Annotated in this window: 25 protein-coding genes and 4 tRNA genes; 22 read left to right on the forward strand and 7 right to left on the reverse strand. The window is 69.3% G+C overall.

Annotation, left to right across the window (positions count from 1 at the left end; genetic code table 11):
• Both IEX05_RS15230 and IEX05_RS05630 read left to right on the forward strand, forming a co-directional pair.
• On the forward strand, positions 1-207 hold a 207-nt coding region (locus IEX05_RS15230; RefSeq protein ID WP_229661151.1), incomplete at its 5' end, for a hypothetical protein.
• Positions 208-540: 333 nt separating this feature from the next.
• Complete coding sequence (locus IEX05_RS05630; RefSeq protein WP_188700424.1) at positions 541-864, forward strand: DUF7882 family protein; 324 nt, start codon at positions 541-543, stop codon at positions 862-864.
• A 52-nt stretch (positions 865-916) separates the two neighbouring features.
• On the opposite strand, the gene IEX05_RS05635 is transcribed toward IEX05_RS05630, so the two are convergent.
• The 4 genes from IEX05_RS05635 to IEX05_RS05650 form a co-directional block, all read right to left on the reverse strand.
• Positions 917-1,189, reverse strand: coding sequence for a hypothetical protein (locus IEX05_RS05635; protein WP_188700425.1), 273 nt, complete (start codon positions 1,187-1,189; stop codon positions 917-919).
• A gap of 387 nt (positions 1,190-1,576) precedes the next feature.
• Positions 1,577-1,649: transfer RNA gene (locus tag IEX05_RS05640), tRNA-Phe, on the reverse strand.
• A gap of 67 nt (positions 1,650-1,716) precedes the next feature.
• A tRNA-Asp gene (locus IEX05_RS05645) sits at positions 1,717-1,790 on the reverse strand.
• 41 nt (positions 1,791-1,831) lie between these two features.
• Positions 1,832-1,904: transfer RNA gene (locus IEX05_RS05650), tRNA-Glu, on the reverse strand.
• A gap of 319 nt (positions 1,905-2,223) precedes the next feature.
• Here IEX05_RS05650 and IEX05_RS05655 point away from each other — a divergent pair.
• Positions 2,224-3,663, forward strand: coding sequence for a peptidoglycan DD-metalloendopeptidase family protein (locus IEX05_RS05655; protein WP_229661152.1), 1,440 nt, complete (start codon positions 2,224-2,226; stop codon positions 3,661-3,663).
• 66 nt (positions 3,664-3,729) lie between these two features.
• Here the strand turns inward: IEX05_RS05655 and IEX05_RS05660 are convergent, their stop codons facing one another.
• Positions 3,730-4,218, reverse strand: a complete 489-nt coding sequence (locus tag IEX05_RS05660; protein WP_188700427.1) for an inorganic diphosphatase — start codon at positions 4,216-4,218, stop codon at positions 3,730-3,732.
• Positions 4,219-4,278: 60 nt separating this feature from the next.
• Between IEX05_RS05660 and tilS the strand changes: the two genes are divergently transcribed.
• The 12 genes from tilS to lysS all read left to right on the forward strand — a co-directional run bounded on the left by tilS (position 4,279) and on the right by lysS (position 15,519).
• Complete coding sequence (tilS, locus tag IEX05_RS05665) at positions 4,279-5,271, forward strand: tRNA lysidine(34) synthetase TilS (protein ID WP_188700428.1); 993 nt, start codon at positions 4,279-4,281, stop codon at positions 5,269-5,271.
• Between the two features lie 80 nt (positions 5,272-5,351).
• The gene (gene hpt, locus IEX05_RS05670) at positions 5,352-5,903 is read left to right on the forward strand and encodes a hypoxanthine phosphoribosyltransferase (protein ID WP_188700429.1); all 552 of its coding nucleotides are present in this window, start codon (positions 5,352-5,354) and stop codon (positions 5,901-5,903) included.
• A 127-nt stretch (positions 5,904-6,030) separates the two neighbouring features.
• Positions 6,031-8,028 (forward strand): ATP-dependent zinc metalloprotease FtsH, encoded by a 1,998-nt coding sequence (gene ftsH, locus IEX05_RS05675; RefSeq protein WP_188700430.1) that lies wholly within the window; start codon positions 6,031-6,033, stop codon positions 8,026-8,028.
• A gap of 15 nt (positions 8,029-8,043) precedes the next feature.
• Positions 8,044-8,670: a GTP cyclohydrolase I gene (folE, locus tag IEX05_RS05680; RefSeq protein ID WP_188700431.1), complete on the forward strand. Its 627-nt coding sequence runs from the start codon at positions 8,044-8,046 to the stop codon at positions 8,668-8,670.
• Positions 8,667-9,464 (forward strand): dihydropteroate synthase, encoded by a 798-nt coding sequence (gene folP / locus IEX05_RS05685; RefSeq protein WP_188700777.1) that lies wholly within the window; start codon positions 8,667-8,669, stop codon positions 9,462-9,464. Before folE ends, folP begins: the two co-directional genes overlap by 4 nt.
• Entirely contained in the window at positions 9,461-9,829 is a 369-nt protein-coding gene (gene folB / locus IEX05_RS05690) for a dihydroneopterin aldolase (protein WP_188700432.1), read from the forward strand. Before folP ends, folB begins: the two co-directional genes overlap by 4 nt.
• Positions 9,826-10,293, forward strand: coding sequence for a 2-amino-4-hydroxy-6-hydroxymethyldihydropteridine diphosphokinase (gene folK / locus IEX05_RS05695; RefSeq protein WP_188700433.1), 468 nt, complete (start codon positions 9,826-9,828; stop codon positions 10,291-10,293). Before folB ends, folK begins: the two co-directional genes overlap by 4 nt.
• Positions 10,290-10,778, forward strand: coding sequence for a DUF3180 domain-containing protein (locus tag IEX05_RS05700; RefSeq protein WP_188700434.1), 489 nt, complete (start codon positions 10,290-10,292; stop codon positions 10,776-10,778). The genes folK and IEX05_RS05700 overlap by 4 nt, the downstream gene beginning before the upstream one ends.
• Positions 10,729-11,499, forward strand: coding sequence for a PH domain-containing protein (locus IEX05_RS15605; protein WP_188700435.1), 771 nt, complete (start codon positions 10,729-10,731; stop codon positions 11,497-11,499). The genes IEX05_RS05700 and IEX05_RS15605 overlap by 50 nt, the downstream gene beginning before the upstream one ends.
• Positions 11,496-13,184 carry a PH domain-containing protein gene (locus tag IEX05_RS05710; protein WP_229661153.1) on the forward strand — a complete coding sequence of 563 codons (1,689 nt, stop codon included), beginning with the start codon at positions 11,496-11,498 and terminating at the stop codon, positions 13,182-13,184. Before IEX05_RS15605 ends, IEX05_RS05710 begins: the two co-directional genes overlap by 4 nt.
• Positions 13,184-13,888 (forward strand): Rossmann-like and DUF2520 domain-containing protein, encoded by a 705-nt coding sequence (locus tag IEX05_RS05715; RefSeq protein ID WP_188700436.1) that lies wholly within the window; start codon positions 13,184-13,186, stop codon positions 13,886-13,888. Before IEX05_RS05710 ends, IEX05_RS05715 begins: the two co-directional genes overlap by 1 nt.
• 116 nt (positions 13,889-14,004) lie before the next feature.
• Positions 14,005-15,519 carry a lysine--tRNA ligase gene (lysS, locus tag IEX05_RS05720; protein WP_188700437.1) on the forward strand — a complete coding sequence of 505 codons (1,515 nt, stop codon included), beginning with the start codon at positions 14,005-14,007 and terminating at the stop codon, positions 15,517-15,519.
• Here the strand turns inward: lysS and IEX05_RS05725 are convergent.
• The gene (locus tag IEX05_RS05725) at positions 15,512-16,645 is read right to left on the reverse strand and encodes a DUF4192 family protein (protein WP_188700438.1); all 1,134 of its coding nucleotides are present in this window, start codon (positions 16,643-16,645) and stop codon (positions 15,512-15,514) included. The two genes, lysS and IEX05_RS05725, sit on opposite strands and share 8 nt — an antisense overlap.
• A gap of 117 nt (positions 16,646-16,762) precedes the next feature.
• Between IEX05_RS05725 and IEX05_RS05730 the strand changes: the two genes are divergently transcribed.
• Entirely contained in the window at positions 16,763-16,936 is a 174-nt protein-coding gene (locus IEX05_RS05730) for a hypothetical protein (RefSeq protein WP_188700439.1), read from the forward strand.
• Between the two features lie 81 nt (positions 16,937-17,017).
• Complete coding sequence (gene cls / locus IEX05_RS05735) at positions 17,018-18,478, forward strand: cardiolipin synthase (protein ID WP_268237862.1); 1,461 nt, start codon at positions 17,018-17,020, stop codon at positions 18,476-18,478.
• Positions 18,479-18,481: 3 nt separating this feature from the next.
• Here cls and IEX05_RS05740 read toward each other — a convergent pair whose 3' ends face one another.
• Positions 18,482-19,471 (reverse strand): diacylglycerol/lipid kinase family protein, encoded by a 990-nt coding sequence (locus tag IEX05_RS05740; protein WP_188700441.1) that lies wholly within the window; start codon positions 19,469-19,471, stop codon positions 18,482-18,484.
• Between the two features lie 83 nt (positions 19,472-19,554).
• Between IEX05_RS05740 and serS the strand changes: the two genes are divergently transcribed.
• The 5 genes from serS (at position 19,555) to IEX05_RS05765 (ending at position 24,409) form a co-directional block, all read left to right on the forward strand.
• On the forward strand, positions 19,555-20,826 hold the full coding sequence (gene serS, locus IEX05_RS05745; protein ID WP_188700442.1) for a serine--tRNA ligase: 1,272 nt from the start codon (positions 19,555-19,557) through the stop codon (positions 20,824-20,826).
• Positions 20,823-21,683, forward strand: coding sequence for an HAD hydrolase family protein (locus IEX05_RS05750; protein ID WP_229661154.1), 861 nt, complete (start codon positions 20,823-20,825; stop codon positions 21,681-21,683). Before serS ends, IEX05_RS05750 begins: the two co-directional genes overlap by 4 nt.
• A gap of 88 nt (positions 21,684-21,771) precedes the next feature.
• Positions 21,772-21,859 (forward strand) — tRNA-Ser (locus IEX05_RS05755).
• Between the two features lie 19 nt (positions 21,860-21,878).
• Positions 21,879-23,129, forward strand: a complete 1,251-nt coding sequence (locus tag IEX05_RS05760; RefSeq protein WP_188700444.1) for an LCP family protein — start codon at positions 21,879-21,881, stop codon at positions 23,127-23,129.
• A gap of 41 nt (positions 23,130-23,170) precedes the next feature.
• Positions 23,171-24,409 (forward strand): LCP family protein, encoded by a 1,239-nt coding sequence (locus IEX05_RS05765; RefSeq protein ID WP_188700445.1) that lies wholly within the window; start codon positions 23,171-23,173, stop codon positions 24,407-24,409.
• Positions 24,410-24,450 lie beyond the last annotated feature (41 nt).

The following is a 24,450-nucleotide window of genomic DNA, read 5'->3' on the forward strand; positions in this document are numbered from 1 at the left end:
GTTCTGCGCGACCCGGACGACGTCGTCGCGGAACTCCTTCGGGAACGGCCCCGGCATGATGACATCCTTCCAGGCCAGCCCTCTCGGCTAGCCATGTTTGATGTCACCAGTTCCTACATCAGACCCCAGGTCACCCAGCTCGCACAGGCGTATACGGCCGCTAGTGGTGATCCTACCGACCTGGCCGACGCGCTCTCGACGAGCTAACACGACTCCGCCCCTCTCGCTGATCTACGGATCGCGGGAGGGGCGGTTCTTCGCGATACGTGGCGAGGGACTCCGCGAGGATGTGGGTCGCGTTGCGTTCGACGGATGCGTGGGAGCGGTCGTAGTAGACGAGTGATCGCGGGTCGGTGTGTCCGGTCGATGCCATGACGTCGCGGTCGGATGCCCCGGCGTCGCGAGAGTTGGTCTCGAGTCTGGTGGAATGAGCTTGTACGGCTAGCGGTGCTCATAGCACGTGAAGGTCAAAACTTCCAGACCCCTTGCGTCGCGATCTGCAACCTAGTAATAGGGGCAAGAGTGGCATATGGTGCAACTATGGGCACTTTTCATTACGGGTCGGCTACCGACCTACTTCGCATCAACGATCACGTGCTCGCGCACCTGAAACTCGTCATCACCACCAAGCTTCGCCGGGATGAGAGCTTCACCTTGTCGTGGGTGAAGCCTGAGGCCGACGGCCCCGGCCGGTGCACACTGTGGGTCCACCCCTCGATGCCGTTCCGGTTCGACTTCGACGATGATGGGCCTGTGCAGATCGATTCTGCGTTGCTTGATGGGCTCGGGGCAGAGTCTTACACGAGCCGCGGCATCGTCATACCGGCCGATGCTTTCGAACCGTCCCCCGTCGGCGTTTCGTGAACCGACGTGGCTGAGGGCTGATCGGCTGCCGCTGACTCGTGCACAGCGGCTCTCAGCCGCGGTTCCGCTCCCGCCCTGCCTGCACCCACCGATAGGCGCCCGGCACCTCGAGCAGCGCCCGCACCACAGGCTGCACGAAAGGGTCGGCCTCGTGGTAGCCGGCCCAGGTGCCCGCAGCCTCCGCAAGGAGGTCGATGCGCGACACCGAGATCGCTCGCAGCTCGGCGATCAATGCCGTCGGGTCCTGGTGGTACTGGTGCCGCGAGATCGCGGCCGACAGCGCGATCTCGAGTCGCGTGTCGTCGTCGAGATGATCGCGCGCCATCATCGTGCCCTAGGGAAGTCGACGATCGCGTGATCGTGGAGCGGCTTCGGGGCCGGCGTGGGCCACTCGTCCCGGCGCCCGCACGCGGGGCACTCGTCGCCGTGGTCAACGGTGCGTATCAGCACGCCACAGTCGGGGCAGCGAGGTTGAGCGACGGCGTCCAGGTCGTCCATGGGAGAGGGTAGCGCGCGACACGCGGACGAATCGAGCCAAAAGGAATGGCTACACCTGGCGAGACACCTACGGCGGCGGGTTCGAGTCGGTCGATCCCACCGCGCAATGTGTCGTCAGTCAGGTGATTGATAAACCCCTGGTCAGGCAAAGCAAAACCCCCGCGATGTAGAAGCTACGCGAGGGTTTCTGGGATGATTGTAACGATCATCCTTGTGGCTCCGACCGGCGTCGATCCGGTGACCTTTCGATTTTCAGTCGAACGCTCTACCAACTGAGCTACAGAGCCATGCGACTTGTATGTCGCATCCTATGCAAAAGGCCTTCTTTCAAGAAAGAAGGCCCCTCACCTAGAGCGACCCTGACGGGACTTGAACCCGCGACCTCCGCCGTGACAGGGCGGCACGCTAACCAACTGCGCTACAGGGCCATAATGTGCTTTCGCACGATATTCAATTATACGCTTATCAGTGACCCCAACGGGATTCGAACCCGTGCTACCGCCGTGAAAGGGCGGCGTCCTAGGCCACTAAACGATGGGGCCGTCAGTCCTGGTGTTCCTCGCGGCTCACCTGCCAACCCGTTTATCTTAGGCAGACATCGAGACGGATCGCAAAACGGCGGCGCGTCTTGCGGTTTTCGGGCGTGTCGCGATGGCATGCTGGGACGGCGTGTGCATGTCCGGAAGGGGCCGGTCGGCACCGCAAACGGCAGGGCACCGGATCTCCCGAAAAGTAAGGCTTGTTAGTGTGACGGATGTGAACTCTCTTCCCCCAGAGCGAGCCCCAGAACGCAGCGTCCAGTCCGACGTCCCGTGCGATTGCGCGCCGACCCTTGACGAACGCCGCAGCCTCTGGGCGCCCATGAGCCGTCGCGGCGCGATCGTCGCGGGCGCTCTCTCCCTCGCCGCAGTCGGCGCCATCAGCGCATTCCGCGGGGTGGGCGCGGCGCAGGCGGCCATCACCTACAACCCCGACGACTACCCCACGTGGGAGGACGTCGAGCGGGCGCGCAACGACGAGTCCGCGAAGGCGGGCGAGATCTCCCGGATCCAGGGGCTCATCACCCAGCTGCAGAACGCCGTCGCCGAGGCGCAGGCCGCCGCGACGCAGGCGGCCGACGACTACTACGCGGCTCAGCAGGAGTTCTTCGAGGCGGCGCGCCGCGCCGACGAGTTGCAGGCGCAGGCCGACGAACAGTCGGTGAAGGCGAACGACGCCGCGCAGGCCGCCGCGAAGGTCGCGGCGAAGCTCAGCCGCTCGGGCGGCGACAGCACCGCCTACGACGTGCTGTTCGCGGCATCGGGCGAAGACGCCGACCAGATCCTCGCGCAGCTGGGGCAGCTGGACAAGCTCGCCGAGCGCAACCAGTCGATCTACGCGGACGCCGTCGCGGCCCGCGACTCCGCGCAGCACCTCACCGATCAGGCGCAGGAGGCGCGCAAGGAGCGCGACCGGCTGCAGGCGGTCGCCGAGGAGAAGATGGAGATCGCTCGCCAGGCGCAGGCTGCGGCCGAGCAGGCGCTCGCCGATCAGCAGAGCTACCTGATCACCCTCGAACAGCAGCTCGCCGCTTTGCAGGACAACTCGTCCAAGACGCTCCAGTCCTACAAGGACGGCGTCGCGCAGCGCGAAGCCTATGAGGCCGAGCAGCGCCGCCTCGAGGAGGAGCGCCGGCGGAAGGCCGCGGAGGAGGCCGCCCGCCGCGCCGAGGAGGAGCGCAAGCGCCAGGAGGCCGAGCGCAAGCGGCAGGAAGAGGAGGCGGCCCGCCGCGCCGAGGAGGAGCGGCGGCGCCAGGAGGAGCAGAACCAGGGCCAGCCCGCGGCACCGCCGCCCGCCCCGAATCCCGCACCGCCCGCGCCTCCGGCGCCCGCGCCCCAGCCGCAGAGCGGTTGGGCTCGCCCCAGCTCCGGATGGCGCACCGCCGGCTACGGTTGGCGCTCGCAGCTCTGCGGTCCGTCGTACTGCTCGAGCTCGTTCCACGAGGGCGTCGACCTCGCGGCCGGATGCGGCGCCAACATCGTCGCCGCCTCGAGCGGCACGGTGGAGTACGCCGGTTACAACGGCGGCTACGGCAACTACATCCGCATCAACCACGGCAACGGCATTGCGACCGGGTACGGGCACATCGTCGACGGCGGGATCCTCGTCGGATACGGGCAGTACGTGTCGGCGGGCACCGTCATCGCCTACGAGGGCAACACCGGAAACTCCTTCGGGTGCCACCTCCACTTCGAGGTCTACATCAACGGCGCGACGACGAACCCGATCGACTTCATGGCCGGTAAGGGCATCTCGATCTGAGCAACGAGCATCTGAGCAACGAGAAGAGGGGCACCCCACCGGGGTGCCCCTCTTCTCGTTACGGCCTCAGTGCTGAGCGGCCGCGCGCTCGAAGGCTTCCTTTACGAGGCGCTCGGCCTCCTCGGCGCCGGCCCACTCGTCGACCTTGACCCACTTGTTCGGCTCGAGGTCCTTGTAGTGCTCGAAGAAGTGCTCGATCTCCTTGCGCTGGAACTCGCCGAGGTCCGACACGTCCTGGATGTGCTCCCAGCGCGGGTCCTTCGCCAGCACGGCCACGACCTTGTCGTCGCCGCCGGCCTCGTCGCTCATCTTGAGCACGCCGACGGGACGCACCTTGGCGCCGACACCGGGGTAGACGGAGTGATCCATGACGACGAGCACGTCGAGCGGGTCGCCGTCCTCGCCGAGGGTGTTCTCGAAGAATCCGTAGTCGGTGGGGTAACCGAAGGTCGTGTAGAGAACGCGGTCGAGGAAGACGCGACCGGTCTCGTGGTCGACCTCGTACTTCACGCGGCTGCCGCGCGGGATCTCGATTACTGCATCGTACGCACCCATGTCGCTCCTTGAGTTCAGACGGGAGGGGTCAGCGCCACAATAGCCGCTACGTTGGAACGCATGCTGGATCCCGCCGTCGCAGACGTTCGCCGCGCAGTGCGCGAGGCCCTTGCCCCCTTCGCCGACTCGGGCGCGCGCGTGCTCGTCGCCCTGTCCGGCGGCGCAGACTCGCTGGCGCTCGCCGCGGCGGCGGCCCACGAGGCGCCGAAGGTGGGGCTCGAGGTGGTCTCCGCGACGATCGACCACGGCCTGCAGGACGGATCCGCCGACGTCGCCGAGCGCGCCGCGGCGCAGGCACGCGAGTTCGGGATCCGCACCGCGCGGGTCGAGCGCGTCGAGGTCGGCACCGCGGGCGGTCCGGAGGCCGCAGCGCGCGAGGCGCGCTATGCGGCGCTGCGGCGCATCGCCGCGGAGGAGGACGCCGCCGCGGTGCTCGTCGGGCACACGCTCGACGACCAGGCCGAGACGGTGCTGCTGGGGCTCGCGCGGGGATCCGGATCCGCGAGCCTGTCCGGGATGTCGCCGCACGCGCTCGACGGCGCGGGGCTCGCGTGGATCCGCCCGCTGCTCGCGCTCCGTCGCGCGACGACGGCCTCGTTCTGCACGGCGTCCGGGATCGATGCCTGGCGCGATCCGCACAACGTCGACGAGCGCTTTTCGCGCGTCCGGGTGCGCGAGCGCGTGCTGCCCGTGCTCGAGGACGAGCTGGGCCCCGGCATCGCGGAGGCGCTGTGGCGCACCGCGGAGCAGCTCCGCGAGGACGAGGACGCCTTTGCCGACATGATCGAGGAGACCATCGAAGACATCGTCGAGCACGCGGAGGCGGGTATCGCGGTGTCCGTCGCGGCGCTGGGCGCGAACCCGCCCTCCCTTCGTCACCGCATCATCCGCCACGTCGTCGATGCGGAGTTCGGGGTGAGCCTGTCCCGCGCGCAGACCCTCGAAGTCGCGCGCCTCGTGACCGACTGGCGAGGCCAGGGGCCCATCGACCTGCCGGGGTGCCAGGCGTCCCGCCGAGGCGGCCTCATCACCTTCTCCGCGGAACGGTCGTGACGCGGCCCGTGCGATGGGCGCCTGCGTCCAGCCGAAGAAATCTTGTGCGTTCGTCGAGCTGTGCCGAATAGGCTTTCCCCATGCGCGCGGCAGACATCGAAAACGACCTTGACCGAGTCCTCGTCACCGAGGAGCAGATGCACGACCGGCTTGCGGAGCTCGCGAAGCAGGTCGACGCGGACTATGCGGGCAAAGACATCCTGCTCGTCGGCGTGCTGAAGGGCGCCGTCATGGTGATGGCCGACTTCGTGCGCCACCTCCAGATCGACGCGCCGATGGACTGGATGGCGGTGTCGAGCTACGGCGCATCGACGAAGTCGAGTGGCGTCGTGCAGATCCGCAAGGACCTCGATACCCCGCTCGAGGGCAAGCACGTCCTTGTCGTCGAGGACATCATCGACTCGGGCCTCACGCTCAACTGGCTGCTCGAGCACTTCGAGACCCGCGGCGCGGCCTCGATCGAGGTCCTCGCGGCGCTACGCAAGCCTGACGCGATGAAGGTCGAGATCGACGCGAAGTACGTCGGCTTCGACATCCCCAGCGACTTCGTCATCGGATACGGCCTCGACTACGCCGAGCGCTACCGGGGTCTGCGCGACGTCGCGGTGCTCGCCCCCCACGTCTACTCCTGAGCCGCGGCCCGTTCCGCCGTGGGCGAATCTCACGACGGTACATATTCGGCACCGGTAACCTGAAACGACCTGCGCTGGGCCGTGCCCGCGCGTCGACCACCAGGAGGAGTCGGTTAACCGACGCACTATGAACGCGAAGAAGATCTTCCGCCATCCCGTTCTCTATGTGCTGCTGATCGCGGCGCTGCTGATCGCTGGGTTCTCGCTCTTCACCGCCTTCAGCGGCCCGAAGCACGTCACGGTGCAGGAGGGCCTCGAGCTGCTGAACGACGGCAAGGTCGCCGAGGCGACGGTCACCGACGGCGACCAGCGGGTGGATCTGACCCTCACGGAAGAATTCGAGGGCGCGAAGAACGTTCAGTTCTACTACGTCGGAGGCCGCGAGGCCGACGTGATCGAGGCGGTCTCTCAGGCCGACCCGAAGGACGGGTTCGACGACGCGGTTCCGCAGGGATCCTTCTTCGGCAGCCTCCTGTCGCTCCTCATCCCGATCCTGCTCCTCGGCCTGCTGTTCTGGTTCCTGCTCTCGAGCGCGCAGGGCGGCGGACGGATGGCGCAGTTCGGCAAATCGCGCGCGAAGAACGTCACCAAGGAGAACCCGGACGTGACCTTCGCGGACGTCGCGGGATCCGACGAGGCCGTCGAGGAGCTGCACGAGATCAAGGAATTCCTGTCGGATCCGACGAAGTTCCAGGCGCTCGGCGCGAAGATCCCGAAGGGCGTGCTGCTGTACGGCCCTCCCGGAACGGGTAAGACGCTGCTCGCCCGCGCGGTCGCGGGGGAGGCGGGCGTGCCGTTCTACCCGATCTCCGGATCCGACTTCGTCGAGATGTTCGTCGGCGTCGGCGCGAGCCGCGTGCGCGACCTCTTCACGCAGGCGAAGGACAACGCGCCCGCCATCATCTTCATCGACGAGATCGACGCCGTCGGTCGTCACCGCGGCGCCGGAATGGGCGGCGGTCACGACGAGCGCGAGCAGACGCTGAACCAGATGCTCGTCGAGATGGACGGATTCGACCCGAAGGCGAACGTCATCGTGATCGCAGCGACGAACCGCCCCGACATCCTCGACCCGGCGCTCCTGCGCCCCGGTCGTTTCGACCGCCAGATCGGCGTCGACGCCCCCGACCTCAAGGGCCGCCTGCAGATCCTCCAGGTGCACAGCCGCGGCAAGCCCCTCGCCGACGGCGTGGACCTCGAGGACGTGGCCCGCAAGACGCCCGGCTTCTCGGGCGCCGACCTCGCCAACGTGCTCAACGAGGCGGCCCTGCTCACCGCGCGCTCGAACGCGCAGCTGATCGACGACCGCGCGCTCGACGAGGCGATCGACCGCGTCATCGCCGGCCCGCAGCGCCGCACCCGCGTCATGAAGGACAAGGAGAAGCTGATCACCGCCTACCACGAGGGCGGCCACGCGCTCGCGGCGGCGGCGATGAACTACTCCGACCCGGTCAACAAGATCACGATCCTGCCGCGCGGCAAGGCGCTCGGATACACCATGGTCCTTCCCGTCGACGACAAGTTCTCCGTCACGCGCAACGAGCTGCAAGACCAGCTGACCTATGCGATGGGCGGCCGCGTCGCGGAGGAGATCGTCTTCCACGACCCGACCACGGGCGCCTCCAACGACATCGAGAAGGCCACGAACATCGCGCGCAAGATGGTCACGGAGTACGGCATGACGCGCGACATCGGGCCCGTGCTGCTCTCGGGTTCGTCCGGCGAGATGTTCATGGGCCGCGACATGGGCCACGGGCGCGACTACTCCGACTCGATGGCCGAGCGCGTCGACCGCGAGGTGCGGGCGCTCATCGAGCAGGCGCACGACGAGGCGTACACGGTGCTGAACGCGAACCGCGACATCCTCGACAAGCTCGCGCACGAGCTCCTCGAGAAGGAGACGCTCGATCATCGGCAGATCGCCGAGATCTTCCGCGACGTGAAGAAGATCGACGAACGCCCGCAGTGGCTGTCGTCGAGCGAGCGCCCCGTCTCGGCGCTCCCGCCGATCCAGGTGCCGCGCGCGGCATCCACCGAGGCTCCGCAGGCGCCCGCCGCCGAGCGCGGGACCGCGGGCGCCCGCGCGCCCGAGACCGGCGGATCCACGCGGCCCGCGACGGCCTGACCCAGGGAGGGCGAGATGGCGGTCGACACGACGCGCGTCGCCGAGCTGACGCGCGAGCTCCTCATCGCGATCGGAGAGGATCCGGAACGCGCCGGGCTCCGGGAGACCCCCGAGCGCGTCGCGGGCGCGATGGCCGAGCTCTTCGCCGGCATCGGCCAGGACGCCGAGGAGCCGCTGCGCCGCACGATCGACGTCTCGCGCGGACCGGCGCCCGAGACCGTGCCCACGGGCGCGGTGCTCGTGCGTGACATCGCCTTCCGTTCGGTCTGCGAGCATCACCTTCTTCCCTTCCAGGGGCGCGCGCACATCGCGTACCTCCCGGGCGAGGCCGTCGTGGGCCTCGGCTCGCTCGCCCGCGTTCTCGACATCTGTTCGGCGCGGCCGCAGGTGCAGGAGCGCCTGGGCGAGCAGGTCGCCGACGCGATCGAGCACGCACTGAACGCGCGCGGCGTGTTCGTCATGCTCGACGCGGAGCACGGCTGCCTGCGCACCCGCGGCGAGAAGCGCCCCGACGCCTCGACGGTCACGGTCGCGGCGCGGGGCGAGCTCGCGACCCAGGCCGCGCGCGCCGAGATGGCGGCGTACATCATCATCGGCGAGCAGAACAAGGCGACGAGCCAGGTGAAGGGCCGGGACGTCTGATGGAGATCATGGGCGTCGTGAACGTCACGCCGGACTCGTTCAGCGACGGCGGGGAGTTCTTTACGGCGGAGACCGCGGTCGCGCACGGGCACGACCTCGTCGGGCTCGGCGCCACGATCCTCGACGTCGGCGGCGAGTCGACGCGGCCCGGATCCGAGCCGGTCGGCGCGGAGGAGGAGATCCGCCGGGCGCTGCCCGCGCTCGCGCAGCTCGCCGAGAGCGGATACCGGATCAGCGTCGACACCTACCGCGCGGCCGTCGCCGACCGCGCGATCGCCGCGGGTGCGGCCATCGTCAACGACGTCTCGGGCGGCCTCGCGGATCCGGACATCCTCCGGGTCGCGGCCGCGGCCGACGCGGAGTTCATCATCGGTCACTGGCGCGGCCCGTCGTCGGACATGTATGCCCGGGCGAGCTACGACCGGATCGGCGCCGAGGTGGCGGCGGAGCTGGCGCGCCGCGTCGACGCCGCGCTTCGCGCCGGCATCGACGCCGCGAGGATCATCCTGGATCCCGGCATCGGCTTCGCGAAGTCCGGCGAGCAGAACTGGGCGATGCTGCGCGAACTCGACGCCGTGACCGCCCTCGGCTTTCGCGTACTGATCGGCACCTCGCGCAAGCGCTTTCTCGACCGTGCGCTCGGCGATGGTGCCACGCGCGACCGCCGCGACCTGGCCACCGCCGTGACGAGCGTGCTCGCGCGGCAGGCGGGGGCGTGGGGCGTGCGCGTGCATGACGTCACGGCCACGCGCGATGCGCTCGCCGTGCTCGACGCGTGGGAGGGCGAGAAGTGACCGACACCATTACGCTGACGGGGCTCGTGGCCTACGGTTATCACGGCGTCTTCGAGCACGAGAAGCGCGACGGGCAGGAGTTCACGATCGATGTCTCGCTCGACGTCGACACGCGTCGTGCCGCGGCGAGCGATGACATCGCGGACACGGTCCACTACGGCGAGCTCGCGGACGCGGTCGTGCGGATCGTCACGGGCGAGCGCTTCGACCTCATCGAGACCCTCGCCGATCGGCTCGCGGCAGCCGTCATGGAGGACGAGCGCGTCCTCGCGACCGCGGTGACGGTGCACAAGCCGCACGCGCCCATCCCGCATGCCTTCGCGGACGTCTCGGTGACGGCCCGCCGCACCCGGAGCGGCGCGTGAGCATCGCGGTCGTCGCCCTCGGGTCGAATCTCGGAGACACGTCCGCGACGCTCGATGAGGCGCTCGTCGACATTCGGGCGCTGCCGCTCGTGCGCAGCGTGACGGCATCGACGGTGATCTCCTCGACCGCGATCACCCTGACGGGGCCCGATCCCTCCAAGCCTCGCTATGCGAACGCCGTCGCGCTCGTCGACACCGACCTCGCGCCCAGCGTCCTGCTCGCAGCGCTCAACGAGATCGAGTCGCGCCACGGTCGCGTGCGCGACGAACGCTGGGGCGACCGCACCCTCGACCTCGACATCGTCGCTTACGGGACGGTCACGTCGGACGACCCGCGCCTGACCCTGCCGCACCCGCGTGCGCACGAGCGGGACTTCGTGCTCGACCCGTGGCTCGAGGTGGCGCCCGATGCCGCCCTGCCCGGTCTCGGTCCCGTCGCGCGGATCCGCGAGGGGCTGTCGTGAAGCGAACCTCGCCGCTCACCCTCATCGCCTGCGCCATCATCGGCGCGGCGCTCGGCGCGATCGTCGACGTGGCGTTGACGGCCGCCTCGCGTGCGACCTTCACGCCCTCCTACATGCTGCCGATCCTGCTCGTGTTGCTCGGCGTGTTCTGCCTGGCCTTCGCCTGGCAGATCCGCCGCGCCGTGCGGGATCCGAAGGCGCCCCGGCCGGATCCCTTCCGCTCCGTGCGCATCGCGGCGCTCTCGAAGGCGTCGAGCATGCTGGGCGCCGCCTCGGGCGGTTTCGCCCTCGGACTCATCGGGTACGTGCTCACGCGGCCGGTCTCCCTCGGGCTAGGCTCGATGACAGCGGAGATCGTCACCGCCGTCGGGGGCGCGGCCCTCGTGGTGCTGGCGCTCGTCGCAGAACACCTGTGCACCCTCCCGAAGGATCCCGATGAACGAGAATCCGACGCCGGCTCCTCCGGAGCAGAACCGCAATACTGACCCCGCGCTCCCGACCAGCCGCCGCGAGCTGAGGGCGGAAGCGGCGATCGCGGATCCCCGCCCCGAGCCGGCCGCGCCCCCGGTACCTTCGGACCCGGATCAGGTCGTTGCGTCCGCGCAGCCGGCCCCACCGGCCGGGCCCGCCGGCGTCTCGCAGCCCGACTTCGGGCCGGCGAACCCGCCGCTCGAGGCACCCGCGCCTCTCGACGAGGGCACCTTCCGCGCCATTCGCGAGCCCCGCAGGCAGGGCCTCGCCCTCGACGGCACGTGGCACCAGATCTCGACGAAGTACGTCGTCTCCCAGCTCGTGCAGAGCGTGTTCTGGATCGCGGTCTTCCTGATCGCCGCTGCCGTCGTCTCGTACACCACAGGCGAGGTATGGCCGTGGATCCCGGCGGGTGCGATCACCCTCGTCATCGTCGTGAGCCTCGTCATTCTGCCGCGGCAGGCACGGGCGCTCGGATACATGCTCCGCGGCGACGACATCGTCTTCCGCAAGGGGATCCTGTGGCAGCGCATGGTCGCCGTGCCCTACGGCCGCATGCAGCTGATCGACATCACGCACGGCCCGCTCGATCGCATCTTCGGGGTGTCGAAGCTGAAGATGGTGACGGCCGCCGCCTCGACCGGCGTCGAGATCCCCGGGCTGACCACGGCGGCCGCCGAGGCGCTCCGCGACACCCTCATCGAGGTCGCCGAGACGCGGAGGACGGGGCTGTGACGGCGCCCGACCCCGCCTCCCACCCCGGCGGGCCCGCGCCCGCGCCGCACAACGCCGCGGCGGCGCGCGTGCGCGCGCTGATCCTCGACGGCGGATCCAGCGACCTCGCCGACGGCGAGTGGCACCGCCTGCACCCCTTGACGCCGCTGTTCAAGGGCGGCCTCGTCTTCCTGGTCGTGCTCGGCATCGTCGTCGCGAACCTGCGCGACCGGCTCATCTACCTCGTGGTCGGGCTGTTCTCCCCGGAGGACCTGTCGTCGGAGATCGTCGTCGACTCCGACGACCCGATCACCCTCGCGATCGACTTCGTCGTCGTCAACAACTACGTGGTGCTCGCGCTGCTCGGCGTACTCGCCCTCGTGGTGCTCGTGATCGTGTGCTACTGGCTCGTGTGGCGGTTCCAGCAGTTCCGCATCACGGCGGAGAACGTCGAGGTGAAGAAGGGCATCATCTTCCGTTCGCAGCGCCGGGCGCCGCTCGACCGCGTGCAGGGCGTGAACCTGACCCGCCCCTTCCCGGCGCGCCTGATCGGCATGGCGAAGCTCACGCTCGAGGGTGCCGGATCCGGGGCTGACGTCGCCCTCGAATACCTCAACACGACGAAGGCCGAGCAGGTGCGCGCCGACATCCTGCGCCTCGCCTCCGGCATCCGGCAGGCGAAGGCCGAGCAACTCGCGCCCGCCGGGCCGCAGTCGATCGGCGAAACGTTCAGCCGCGGCGTCTCCCACATCGTCGACGGCGTCGATCACGACGATGTGGTTCCGGAGTCGGTGGTGCGGATCCCGCTATGGCGGCTCATCGGCTCGCAGGCGATCACGGCCGTGCTGTGGGTGCTGTTCTTCCTCATCATGGTCGTGGGCGGCGTCATCGTGCCGATCGCGGTCTTCGCGGACGGACCCGACAAGTGGGTCACTCTCGCGATCGCCGCGCTCAGCACCGGAATCCCCTTGACGATCACGGTCGTGGCCGTGGTCTGGGGCGCCCTGCAGAAGGGGTTCCGCTATTCGATCGCGCCCACGCCGGACGGCGTGCGGATTTCCAGCGGACTCCTGACGACCGTCACCCGCACGCTGCCGCCCGGCCGGATCCACGCCGTCGAGGTTACGCAGAACCTGCTCTGGCGCCCGTTCGGCTGGTGGAGCGTGCGCATCAACCGCATGGGCGGGCAGACCGACATCCAGCAGAGCAGCGGGCAGAACGCCGCCGCGGCGACCGTGCTCCCGGTGGGCACGCGCGCCGACGTCGAGCGCGTCGTGGCCCTGCTGCTGCCGGACGCCCCGTCGAACGACGCCCTGTTCGTCTGGGAACACGGCGTTCTCGGGCCGCAGGCGCAGGATCCGTTCACCACCGTCCCGCGGCGGGCCTTCTTCTGGCACTGGCTGCAGCGACGCCGTCTCGGCGTGCGCGTGACGAACTATGCGCTCCTGATCCGGCGTGGCCGCCTGGGTCGCCGCCTCGCGATCTTCCCCCTCGCCCGAATCCAGGGGGTGGGCGTGACCCAGGGCATCCTGGCGCGCGCCCAGGGCCTCGCGCACCTGCGCGTGCACACCGTGCCCGGACCCGTGGCCGGCGAGGTGTCGTCGCTCGACGCCGCGGACGCGCAGGCGCTCGCGGAGCTCAGCCGGCGCGGCGCGGTCGCGGCGGCCGAGCGCGACCACACCCACCGCTGGGCCTCGGCGTCGTGATGCAGCGCGACGGCCGCCTCGGCGTCGGGATTATCGGGGCGGGCCGCGTCGGGCCCGTGCTCGGCGCGGCCCTCGCGGGCGCGGGGCATCAGATCACGGGGATCACGAGCGGATCCGACGACGAACGCGTCGCGGCCGTGCTTCCGGGCGTCGAGATCCTGGGCGCCGCCGAGGTGCTGCGGCGCAGCGAGCTCGTGATCCTGGCTGTGCCGCGCGACGAGCTGCCGCAGATCGTCGCGGGCTTCGCCGAGGCCGGGCTGTTCCAGATGGGGCAGCTCGTGCTGCACACCGACGCCGCTCACGGGTACGAGGTGCTGCGCCCCGCGGCCGAGCTGGGCGCGATTCCGCTCGCCGTCCACCCGGCGATGAGCTTCACGGGCACCTCGATCGACCTGCGCCAGCTCGCCGCGAGCTATGCAGCCGTCTCCGCGCCGGGCCCCGTGCTGCCGATCGCGCAGGCGCTCGCGGTCGAGCTCGGCTGCGAGCCCATCGTCGTCGCGGAAGAGGACAGGGTGGCGTACGCGGAGGCGATCTCGACGGCCACCCTGTTCTCCCGACAGATCGTGCAGCAGTCGACGGGCATCCTGCGCGGCATCGGCGTCGAGAATCCGGGCGGCTTCCTGTCCGCGCTGGTGCGCTCGACGGTCGATCACGCGCTCTCCGAGGCGAGCCCCGCGATCCCGGACACCCCCGACGATCTCTAGCGCCCCGCCTCACGCGGGGTGCCCCGAGCCGCGACCTCTGGCGGCAGTGGTTCTCAGCGGTCGGGCAATAGGATGGTGCGCGAAGCTTCCGCCCCGACGATCGAGGAACACCGCGCATGACTGATTCGCCCGAAACCGCCGCCACCCCCGAAGAGGACATCTTCGAGCAGAAGGCCGTGCGTCTGGCGAAGCGTGCGAAGCTCATCGAGCAGCGCGAGTCGGCCGCCGGTGGGGCGTACCCCGTGACGGTCCCGGTGACGACGACGATCCCCGCGCTCCGCGCCGAATACGGCGAGCTCGAGGCGGGCGCCGAGACGGGCGTCACCGCCGGCGTCGCCGGCCGCGTCGTTTTCAGTCGCAACACCGGAAAGCTCTGCTTCGCCTCGCTGCAGGCGGGGGATGGATCCCGGATCCAGGCGATGGTGTCGCTCGCCAACGTCGGCGACGAGTCGCTCGCGGCCTGGAAGGAGCTCGTCGACCTCGGCGACCACGTCTTCATCTCCGGCGAGATCATCTCGAGCCGCCGCGGCGAGCTGTCGATCATGGTCAGCGAGTGGCAGATCGCCGCCAAGGCGATCCTGCCGCTGCCGAACCTCCACTCCGAACTGAACGAAGAGACCCGGGTGCGCCAGCGCTACCTTGACCTCATCGTGCGCGACCAGGCACGCGAGACCGCCCGCGCGCGCTCGATCGTCATGAAGAGCCTGCGCCAGACCTTCGAGGACGAGGCGTTCTTCGAGGTCGAGACCCCGATGCTCCAGGTGCAGCCCGGCGGCGCCGCCGCGCGCCCCTTCGTCACCCACTCCAACGCGTTCGACACCGAGCTGTACATGCGCATCGCGCCGGAGCTCTACCTCAAGCGCGCCGTCGTCGGCGGCATCGACCGGGTGTTCGAGATCAACCGCAACTTCCGGAACGAGGGCGCCGACTCCACGCACAGCCCGGAGTTCGCGATGCTCGAGGCGTACGAGGCGTACAGCGACTACAACGGCATCGCGGACCTCACCCAGAAGCTCATCCAGAACGCGGCGCTCGCGGTGCACGGCACCACCCTCGTCACGCACGCCGACGGATCCCAGTACGACCTGGGCGGCGAGTGGGCGCGCATCTCGATGTACCCCTCGCTGTCCGAGGCCGCGGGCGTCGAGATCACCCCCGAGACGACGCAGGACGAGCTCGAGGCGCTCGCCGAGAAGAGCGGCGTGGAGGTTCCCGCGCACGCCACGCACGGCAAGCTCGTCGAGGAGCTGTGGGAGCACTTCGTCGGCGACCACCTGACCGCGCCGACCTTCGTCATGGACTTCCCCGTCGACACGAGCCCGCTCGTGCGCGAGCACCGCACCGTCCCCGGCGTCGTCGAGAAGTGGGACCTCTACATCAACGGCTACGAGCAGGCGACCGGATACTCGGAGCTCGTCGACCCCGTCATCCAGCGCGAACGATTCGTCGAGCAGGCGAAGCTCGCCGACCGCGGCGACGACGAGGCCATGCGCATCGACGAGGACTTCCTGCGCGCACTCGAGCATGGCATGCCGCCGTCGGGCGGCATGGGCATGGGTATCGACCGCCTGCTGATGAGCCTCACGGGCCTCGGCATCCGCGAGACGATCCTCTTCCCGCTCGTCAAGTAAGACCGTCCGTATCGAGGGAGGCATCCATCCCGGCAGGGTCGAATGCCCAGCCGGGGAGGATGCCTCTGTCGGTCATGGTGCGAATGAGCGCCGCGAACGAACACCGTTCGTCGATCTCGAGCGCGCGCGCCGCGTATTCGCCGGCGTGCGTGGAGTTGCCGAGCGCCCACGCGAGCCATCCGCACACCGCCAGGCACGCCGCGAGGTGGGTGCGCGGTGCCCGCGCGGCCAGCGCGCGGCAGAACTCGAGCGCGGCGAGGAGCCTCGGCCTCGGCGGGCGCAGGCCCTCGCCCGCCAGGCGCACCGGGAAGTCCGGCGACACCGCGGATCCCTCCACCCAGTCGCGCTGCCAGGCGCACGCATGCCGGGCCTCGTCCACGCCGCCCGTCCACGCCGTGATCATCACGTCGCGCAGCGCGGGGCAGCGCAGGATCCACATCCACAGCGCCGCGCGTGAGGGCGCGAGCTCCGCGCCCGAGAGGCTCTCGCGGACGGCGAAGAAGGGATCCGCGTCGAAGGCGCGCAGCTCCGCCGCCGCCTCCGCGACGGCCGCATCGGGCCGGAGCCCGTCCCAGATGCGCCGGAACGGATCCGTCGGCAGCTCCTCGAGCGCGAGGAGCTGCCGCGCGACCTCCTCGCGTTCGTCCGCGGCCGCCCGGGGCACGGCGGACCCCGCGCGCGCATCGACGGGGAGCGCCGCGCACGGATCCGGATCGGCGTCCGCGAGCTCGGCGAGCGGGCGCAGCAGGGGACGGTCGTAGGCGGTCCATCCGTCGTCTCCGATGCAGTACTCGCCGGTGATGCGCAGGCCAGCGGCCGCGGCGCGCTCCGCGACGGCGGCAGCGAGCGCCTCGTGCGCGACGCCGCCGCCGTCGAGCGCGGGGCCGTCGGTCCAGATGGTCGTGACGACGTCCTCCACGTCGGGGACGCGGCGGAGGTAGCCGATCGCGAGCTCCGCCGCGCGATCGACGCCCGCGTCGCCCGGCAGGTCGATGCGCAGCGCGCCGAGCATCGCGCGCGCGGCCACGGGGACGAGCACCAGGCTTCCCTGAGGGCTGTGGCCGAGCTGGTGGGGGAGCCTCGCGAGGAGGCGGGCGGCCGAGGTGGGGCGAAGAGTGAGGTTCATTCCTCGATCCTTCGCCGATCGGGCGCGGCGCGGCGGGTATCCACAGCCCGCGGCCGCCCGGAGAGGGGTGTGTATAGTTTCAGCCGCGCCACACCTCGCCCCGCGTAGACTGGCGTCATGGATCAGTACTGGGTGACGGCTCTGCTCACCATCGCGCCGACGGTCGTCATCGCGACCCTCTTCTTCTGGATCCTGCGCAACGTGCTGAAGTTCGACCGCACCGAGCGCCGCGTCTACGCGAAGATCGAGGCCGAGGAGCGCGCGAAGCGCGGGATGGCCCCGCGCGAGTAGCCCGCGATCCGCGCGGGCGGGCTTGTTGAGGTGAACGGCCTAAGCTGATCTGAGTCGGCACGATGCCGGCAAGGAGGATCAGTGGACTGGTTTTCGTGGTCGGCCGTGTGGGCCGCCTTCGTCTTCACGCTCGACATGGTGATTCGCATCACCGCGGTGATGTTCGTGCCGCCCGGGCGCCGGCCGACGTCGGCGATGGCGTGGCTGCTCCTCATCTTCTTCCTGCCGGTGCCCGGCGTGCTGTTCTTCCTGCTCATCGGAAACCCCCGCCTGCCGAAGAAGCGTCGCGATATGCAGTCGGCGGTCAATGAGGTGCTCCGCGAATCGAACGAGCATCTCGAGCTGGGGACGCTGCTGCCGAACCCGCCGGACTGGTTCCGTCAGATCGTGCACATGAACCGTCAGCTCGGCGCGCTCCCGCTGTCCGGCGACAACGGGGCCCGCATCATCTCCGACTACGACGAGTCGCTCGCGGAGATGGCGGCGGCGATCCGCGGCTCGAAGCACTATGTGCAGGTCGAGTTCTACATCCTGAAGGCGGACGCGGCGACGGACGAGTTCTTCCGGGCCATGGAGGACGCGGCGGCGCGCGGCGTGCGGGTGCACGTGCTCATGGATCACTGGGCGAACCTGTCGAAGCCGTTGCACCGGCAGACGAAGGAGCGCCTCGACCGCATGGGCGCGGACTGGCACTTCCTCCTGCCACTGCAGCCGCTCAAGGGCAAGTTCCAGCGTCCCGACCTGCGCAACCACCGCAAGCTCCTGGTCGTCGACGGCGAGGTGGCGTTCATCGGCTCCCAGAACCTCACGCACGCCTCGTACAACGTTCCCAAGAACATCAAGCGCGGCCTCACCTGGGTCGACCTCATGGTGCGCGTCGAGGGCCCCGTGGTGCGCAGCATCGAGGCGGTCTTCCTCACCGACTACTACAGCGAAGTCGGGTCAATCCCGGAGGGCGTCGACCTGCAGGATCACAAGCCCGGCGCGGACGACTTCGATTGCCAGGTGGTGCCGAGCGGCCCCGGTTTCGAGAGCGAGAACAACCTGCACCTCTTCCTGAGCCTGCTCTACGCGGCGAAGGAACGCGCGATTCTCGTCAGCCCCTACTTCGTGCCCGACGAGGCGCTCCTGCGCGCGGTCGCCACGGCCTGCAATCGCGGCGTGCAGGTCGACCTGTTCGTCAGCGAGACGAGCGACCAGGCCATGGTCTATCACGCCCAGCGCAGCTACTACGAGGACCTGCTGCGCATGGGGGTCAACATCTGGCTCTACAAGTCGCCCTACATCCTGCACACGAAGTCGCTCTCGATCGACGACGAGACGGCCGTGATCGGATCCAGCAACATGGACATGCGCTCGTTCGGCCTCAACTTCGAGGTGTCGCTCCTCGTGCGCGGTCGCGCATTCGTCGAGCAGCTTCGCGAGGTCGAGGAGGAGTATCGGCGCAACAGCCGCCAGCTGACGCTCGAGGAGTGGCTGAAGCAGCCGATCCGCTCCCGCGTGCTCGACAACGTCGCGCGGCTCACGAGCGCGCTGCAGTAGCGGCTATGGGCGCCGCGGCGCGAGCCGGTGGCCGGCCGGCGCCGCGATCAGCAGGCCGCCCTGGTCGACGCGGCAGCGGATCCGGGCCGCCAGGCCGAACTCGTCGCCGTCGAGCTCGACGGGCTGGGGGAGCGGGGAGGCCGCCTCCGCCTCCGCCCCCACGAGGTAGCGGATCGAGTGGTTCCGCGCCCTCGCCACGATCCGGCGGCCCATGCGCGACTTCGCGAGCACCGAGTTGTGCCACCACAGCTTGCGCCACACGGCGAGCCACCCGAAGGGGCCCCGCGCCTCGATCAGCGCCACATCGAGCAGCCCATCGTCGACGAGGCCATCGGGAACGAGGTCGATCCCGGCGGGCAGCGCGCCGCAATTGGCGAAGAGCACGCTGTTGACGCGCGCCATCTGCAGGCTCAGCCCGTCCATCTGATAGGCGAGGCGGAACGGCTTCGCGCTCGGCAGCGACCGCGCCGCACCGTCGACGTAGGCGACCCAGCCGAGATGCTTCTTCATCCGCGGGTTCGTCTTCGCGATCATCGCCGCGTCGACGCCCATGCCGGCCATCACGACGAAGGCGTGCGATTCCTGCTCGCCCGAGGGGCGCGTGATCTCGGCGATGCCGATGTCGATCGGCAGCACATCGCCGTCGAAGGCTGCGCCCACCATCGCCTCATGCCCCGCGAGCGGCAGGAGCAGGTTGCGGGCGAGGAGGTTGCCCGTGCCGCTCGGCACGATCGCGAGGGGCACCCCGGATCCGCGCATCGCCTCCGCAACCGCGCGGACCGTGCCGTCACCTCCGGCGACGAGCACGACGCTCGCGCCCCGCAAGATCGCCTCGCGGGTGATGCCCTGCCCGGGATCCTCGACGGTGGTCTCGAGGATCACGGGTTCGGCCCATCCGCTGCGCGCGGAGCGGTTCGTGACGGAGGCGATGAGCTCGGGCGCGCTCTTGACCTTGACGGGGTTGTAGAGGAGGGCCGCGCGCCTGGCATTCATACCGTCACTCTAGGGCGTGCGGGTATCCGGGGGCCCGTGCCCCTCCTCGCTTCGTTCCAGGCGACACGCCATAGACTGGACGGGTGATCGATCCCGTTCTTCTTCGCGAAAACCCTGAGGCCGTCAAGCGTTCGCAGATTGCGCGCGGCAACTCGCCCGACACCGTCGACGAGGCGATCGCCGCGGAGGCTTCGCGTCGCGAGGCCCTCAGCGCGTTCGAGGAACTGCGCGCCGAACAGAACGCGTTCAACAAGGTCGTCTCGAAGGCGCCGAAGGACGAGAAGCCTGCTCTGATCGCCCAGGTCAAGGAGCTCGCGCAGCGCGTGAAGGACGCGGAGGCCGCGTCGAAGGAGGCCGAAGAGGCGTTCCGCGCGGCGGTCGACAAGATCGAGAACCTCGTCATCGACGGCGTGCCGGAGGGCGGCGAGGACGACTTCGTCACGCTGCGCGAGGTCGGCACGATCCCGAGCTTCGATTTCGAACCGCGTGACCACCTCGAGCTCGGCGAGATGCTCGGCGCGATCGACATGGAGCGCGGCGCGAAGGTGTCGGGTGCCCGCTTCTACTTCCTCAAGGGCATCGGGGCGCGGCTCGAGCTGGCGCTCATGAACTATGCGCTGAACACGGCGCTCGAGGAGGGCTTCACGCCCATGATCACGCCGACCCTCGTGCGCCCCGAGATCATGGCGGGCACGGGCTTCCTCGGCAAGCACTCCGACGAGATCTACCACCTCGAAGAGGACGACCTGTACCTCGTCGGCACGAGCGAGGTCGCGCTCGCCGGGTACCACAAGGACGAGATCGTCGATCTCGGAGCGGACGGCGCGCTGAAGTACGCCGGCTGGTCGACCTGCTACCGCCGCGAGGCCGGATCGCACGGCAAGGACACCCGCGGCATCATCCGGGTGCACCAGTTCAACAAGCTCGAGATGTTCGTCTACTGCGACCCGGCTGACGCCGAGGCGCAGCACGACAAGCTCATCGCCCTCGAGGAGAAGATGCTCTCGTCGCTGGGCCTCGCGTATCGCGTGATCGACGTCGCCGCCGGCGATCTCGGATCCAGCGCCGCGCGCAAGTTCGACACGGAGGCCTGGGTCCCGACGCAGGGCGCCTACCGCGAACTCACGTCGACCTCGAACTGCACCACCTACCAGGCGCGCCGCCTGGGCGTCCGCCACCGCCCCGAGGCGGGCGGGAAGACCCAGGCCGTCGCGACGCTCAACGGCACGCTCGCCACGACCCGCTGGATCGTCGCGATCCTGGAGACGCACCAGCGCGCCGACGGATCCGTCGCCGTGCCCGAGGTGCTCCGCCCGTACCTCGGCGGCCTCGAGGTGCTGGAGCCCATCGCGTGACGGACACCGTTCTCGACGCCGTGCCGGCGGAAAGCGGGGGCGGCCGCCGCCTCATCGCGCTGGACATCGACGGCACCGTGCTCCTCGAGGACGAGTCGCTGAGCCCCGGCGTGGCAGAGGCGGTATCGACGGCCGTCGCCGCCGGGCACATCGTGACCTTCGCGACGGGGCGCAGCTGGTCGGGGACCCGCAAGGTGGTGGAGTGGCTGGGCATTGCGCCCGAGCTCATCGTCACCGCGAATGGCGCCACGATCATGGCGCGCGACGACGCATCACCGGAGGGCTATGTGCGCGACGTCGTCGAGACCTTCGACGCGAGCGAGGTGCTCGCGCAGCTCGAGGTGCAGCTTCCGGAGGCGAACTTCCTCGTCGAGCTGGGCGACGGAACGCGCCTGTACAACAACTTCGTCGACGACTGGGATCTGTCGGCGCCGAACGCCTTCCACGTCGACATCGACGAGATGAAGGGTCGCGACGTCACCCGCATCGTCGTGGTCTCGGACGACCACGCCGGTGACGAGTTCGCGTCGTTCGTCGACCGCATGGGGCTGCACCAGGTGTCCTACGCCGTCGGCTGGTCGGCGTGGCTCGACATCGCGCCCCAGGGCATCGACAAGTCGACCGCGCTCGAGCAGGTGCGCGAGCGCCTCGGGGTGGATCCGGGCAGCGTCGTCGTCATCGGCGACGGACGCAACGACATCCAGATGTTCGATTGGGCGCGCGCGGGCGGGGGAGAGGCCGTCGTGATGGGGCAGGCTATCGACGAGGTCCGCGTGCACGGCACGCGGATGACGAGCACGGTGCAGGAGGGCGGCGTCGCCGAGGCCCTCCTGATGCTCGGTGTCATCGCCCGCTAAGGGATCCTCTACCGGACCCCCAGCTGGATCGTGCAGAATCGGCGTCGGCTTCCTCCGCTAGGATTGTTCCGTCCGCGTCACGCGGGCTGGGGAGTTGTCCGAGCGGCCGAAGGACCTGGTCTTGAAAACCAGTAAGCAGAAATGCTTCGTGGGTTCGAATCCCACACTCTCCGCCACATCATCGAAGGACCCCGTGTGAGCTATTCCTCGAAGAACGTTTATCGGGAGCCTTTCGCGCGCCACACCAAGCTGCGCCGGAAGGGCGTCGTCGGAGGGTTCTTCAAGGGACTGGCCTTCGCGCTGTCGGCGGTGCTCGTGGCGGGCATCGGCGTGGGCGCCTACGCGTACCACGAGTACTTCGGCACGCTGCAGGGCAACTCGGTGATGCTCGCGGGCCAGGAGGTCGGCGCCGACATCGAGGTGCTGCCCGACGAAGAGGTGAACATCCTCGTCTCCGGCATCGACAAGTGCGAGGCCGAGTGGATCGGTCAGTTCGAGGGCCGCTGCACGGAGGAAATGGCCGAGATCCAGGAGAATTCCTACTCCGGCCAGCTCAACGACGTGAACATGCTCGTGCACATCTCGCCCGAGCCGCGGCGCGTTACCGTCATCAGCATCCCGCGCGACCTCGTCACGGCGCGCCCCGAGTGCCAGGACATCGACGGGAACCCGACGATGCCCGCCAGCGCCCTGCCCTTCAACGAGGCCTATGGCACCGGTGGTCTCGCGTGCGTCGCGCTGACCGCGGAGGAGCTGACGGGCTACCACATCGACCACGCGGCGCTCATGACGTGGGGCGGCGTCATCGACGTCACCAACGCGATCGGCGGCGTGAACGTCTGCATCGCGCAGCCCATTAAGGACCCGATCCACACCCACCTCGACCTCGAGGCGGGCGAGCACACGCTCGTCGGCGTGGAGGCGCTGCAGTTCCTCCGCGTGCGGCACGGCGTCGGCGACGGATCCGACCTGTCGCGCATCAGCAACCAGCAGGTGTACATGGGCGCGCTCGTGCGCAAGCTCGTGAGCGACGAGACGCTGGGCGACCTCGGGGCGCTCCTGCGCCTCGCGAACGCCGTCGTGCACAACGCGACCCTCGATGACGCGCTCGCGAAGCCGTCGACGATGGTCTCGATCGCGAGCGCCCTGAAGGACGTGCCCACGAGCGAGTACGAGTTCATCCAGTTCCCGTACGTCGACTACGCGCCCAACCCGAACAAGGTGGCGCCCGACACCGTGGCGTGGCAGCAGATCAAGGCGGCCCTCGACGCGAACCAGCCGCTGCTCGCGCAGGAGGAGCCCGTCGAGCCGACGGAGACTCCGACGGAGGAGCCGGATCCGTTGGCGACCGAGACGCCGGATCCGAACGAGGTTCCGCTGCCGAGCAACATCCGCGGATCCAGCGCGAGCGACGCCACCTGCTCGAACAGCGGCTCGATCTTCTGATTGGATGGGGGCACGATCGTGCCCCCATCCAGGAGACCCGTATGAGCCAGGTGCCCCTTGCGCGCCACACGAAGCTGCGACGCCCGAATCCGTTCGTCGGACTTCTGAAGGGCGTCGCCTTCGTGCTCTCGGCGGTTCTCGTCGCCGGCATCGGCGTCGGTGCCTACGCGTATCACGAGTACTTCGGCACCCTGCGCGACAACTCCGTCGTGCTGACGGGGCAGGACGTCAACCCGCCGGCCGTCGAGGTGCTGCCGGACGACGACGTCAACATCCTCGTGACGGGCGTCGACAAATGCGAGGAGGGCTCGTTCGAGCAGTTCGGCGAACGATGCCCGCCCGAGATGATCGAGCAGCAGAAGAACTCGTACGCGAGCCAGCTGAACGACGTGAACATGATCATCCACATCTCGCCGGAGCCGCGGCACGTCACCGTGATCAGTCTGCCGCGCGACCTCATGACGGCGCGGCCGGCGTGCTACGACGACCACCGCGAGGTGGAGACCCCCGGGGCGAGCATCGCTCAGTTCAACACGGCATACTCCAACGGCGGGCTCGACTGCGTCGCGCGTTCGGCCTCGGAACTCACCGGCCTCGAGATCGACCACGCCGTGCTCATGACCTGGATCGGCGTGATCGAGATCACCAACGCCATCGGCGGCGTGACCGTGTGCCTCGAACAGCCGATCCCCTACGACAAGGAGACCGAGCTCGAGCTCAGCGCGGGCGAGCACCCGCTCGTCGGCTACCAGGCGCTGCAGTTCCTGCGCACCCGCAAGACGCTGGCGACCGGATCCGATCTCGACCGCATCGGAAACCAGCAGCTCTATATGGGGGCGCTCGTGCGCAAGCTGACGAGCGAGGACACCTTCGGAGACGTTCCCACGCTGTTGCGGCTCGCGAAGGCCGTCACGGCGAACGCGCAACTCTCGTCCGGCCTCGCCGACCCGATGGCGATGGTCTCGATCGGTGCGGCCCTGCGCGGAATCCCCGTCGAGGACTACACCTTCATCCAGTTCCCCGCGATGGACGACCCGGCCGACTCCAACCGGCTCCTGCCCGTCATGGACACGTGGAACCTCATCGCCGACGCTCTCGCGAAGAATCAGGTCATCGAGCTCGGTGAGGAGGAGCCGACCGAGGAGCCGACGCCGACGGACACGCCGTCGCCGAGCGTCGAGCCGACGCCCGACGATCGCGTGAGCATTCCCGGCTACCTGCGCGGATCCAACGCCTCGAACATCGCCGGCAACTGCGGCACGCCCGAGGCACTGTTCTGATCCGTCGATTTCGCGAGGGGTGGGTGCGACATGTACGATAA

This window comes from Microbacterium nanhaiense (assembly GCF_014646015.1).
Lineage (GTDB): Bacteria > Actinomycetota > Actinomycetes > Actinomycetales > Microbacteriaceae > Microbacterium > Microbacterium nanhaiense.

Excerpts from the sequence above, each read along its gene's own strand:
- IEX05_RS05730 (WP_188700439.1), top strand. The coding sequence starts at position 16,763 with ATGGATCAGTACTGGGTGACGGCTCTGCTCACCATCGCGCCGACGGTC.
- IEX05_RS05725 (WP_188700438.1), bottom strand. The coding sequence starts at position 16,645 with ATGAACCTCACTCTTCGCCCCACCTCGGCCGCCCGCCTCCTCGCGAGG.
- lysS (WP_188700437.1), top strand. The coding sequence starts at position 14,005 with ATGACTGATTCGCCCGAAACCGCCGCCACCCCCGAAGAGGACATCTTC.
- folE (WP_188700431.1), top strand. The coding sequence starts at position 8,044 with ATGGCGGTCGACACGACGCGCGTCGCCGAGCTGACGCGCGAGCTCCTC.
- IEX05_RS05630 (WP_188700424.1), top strand. The coding sequence starts at position 541 with ATGGGCACTTTTCATTACGGGTCGGCTACCGACCTACTTCGCATCAAC.
- IEX05_RS05635 (WP_188700425.1), bottom strand. The coding sequence starts at position 1,189 with ATGGCGCGCGATCATCTCGACGACGACACGCGACTCGAGATCGCGCTG.
- IEX05_RS05715 (WP_188700436.1), top strand. The coding sequence starts at position 13,184 with ATGCAGCGCGACGGCCGCCTCGGCGTCGGGATTATCGGGGCGGGCCGC.
- IEX05_RS05660 (WP_188700427.1), bottom strand. The coding sequence starts at position 4,218 with ATGGGTGCGTACGATGCAGTAATCGAGATCCCGCGCGGCAGCCGCGTG.
- IEX05_RS05765 (WP_188700445.1), top strand. The coding sequence starts at position 23,171 with ATGAGCCAGGTGCCCCTTGCGCGCCACACGAAGCTGCGACGCCCGAAT.
- hpt (WP_188700429.1), top strand. The coding sequence starts at position 5,352 with ATGCGCGCGGCAGACATCGAAAACGACCTTGACCGAGTCCTCGTCACC.
- IEX05_RS05740 (WP_188700441.1), bottom strand. The coding sequence starts at position 19,471 with ATGAATGCCAGGCGCGCGGCCCTCCTCTACAACCCCGTCAAGGTCAAG.
- IEX05_RS15605 (WP_188700435.1), top strand. The coding sequence starts at position 10,729 with ATGAACGAGAATCCGACGCCGGCTCCTCCGGAGCAGAACCGCAATACT.
- tilS (WP_188700428.1), top strand. The coding sequence starts at position 4,279 with ATGCTGGATCCCGCCGTCGCAGACGTTCGCCGCGCAGTGCGCGAGGCC.
- IEX05_RS05655 (WP_229661152.1), top strand. The coding sequence starts at position 2,224 with ATGAGCCGTCGCGGCGCGATCGTCGCGGGCGCTCTCTCCCTCGCCGCA.
- ftsH (WP_188700430.1), top strand. The coding sequence starts at position 6,031 with ATGAACGCGAAGAAGATCTTCCGCCATCCCGTTCTCTATGTGCTGCTG.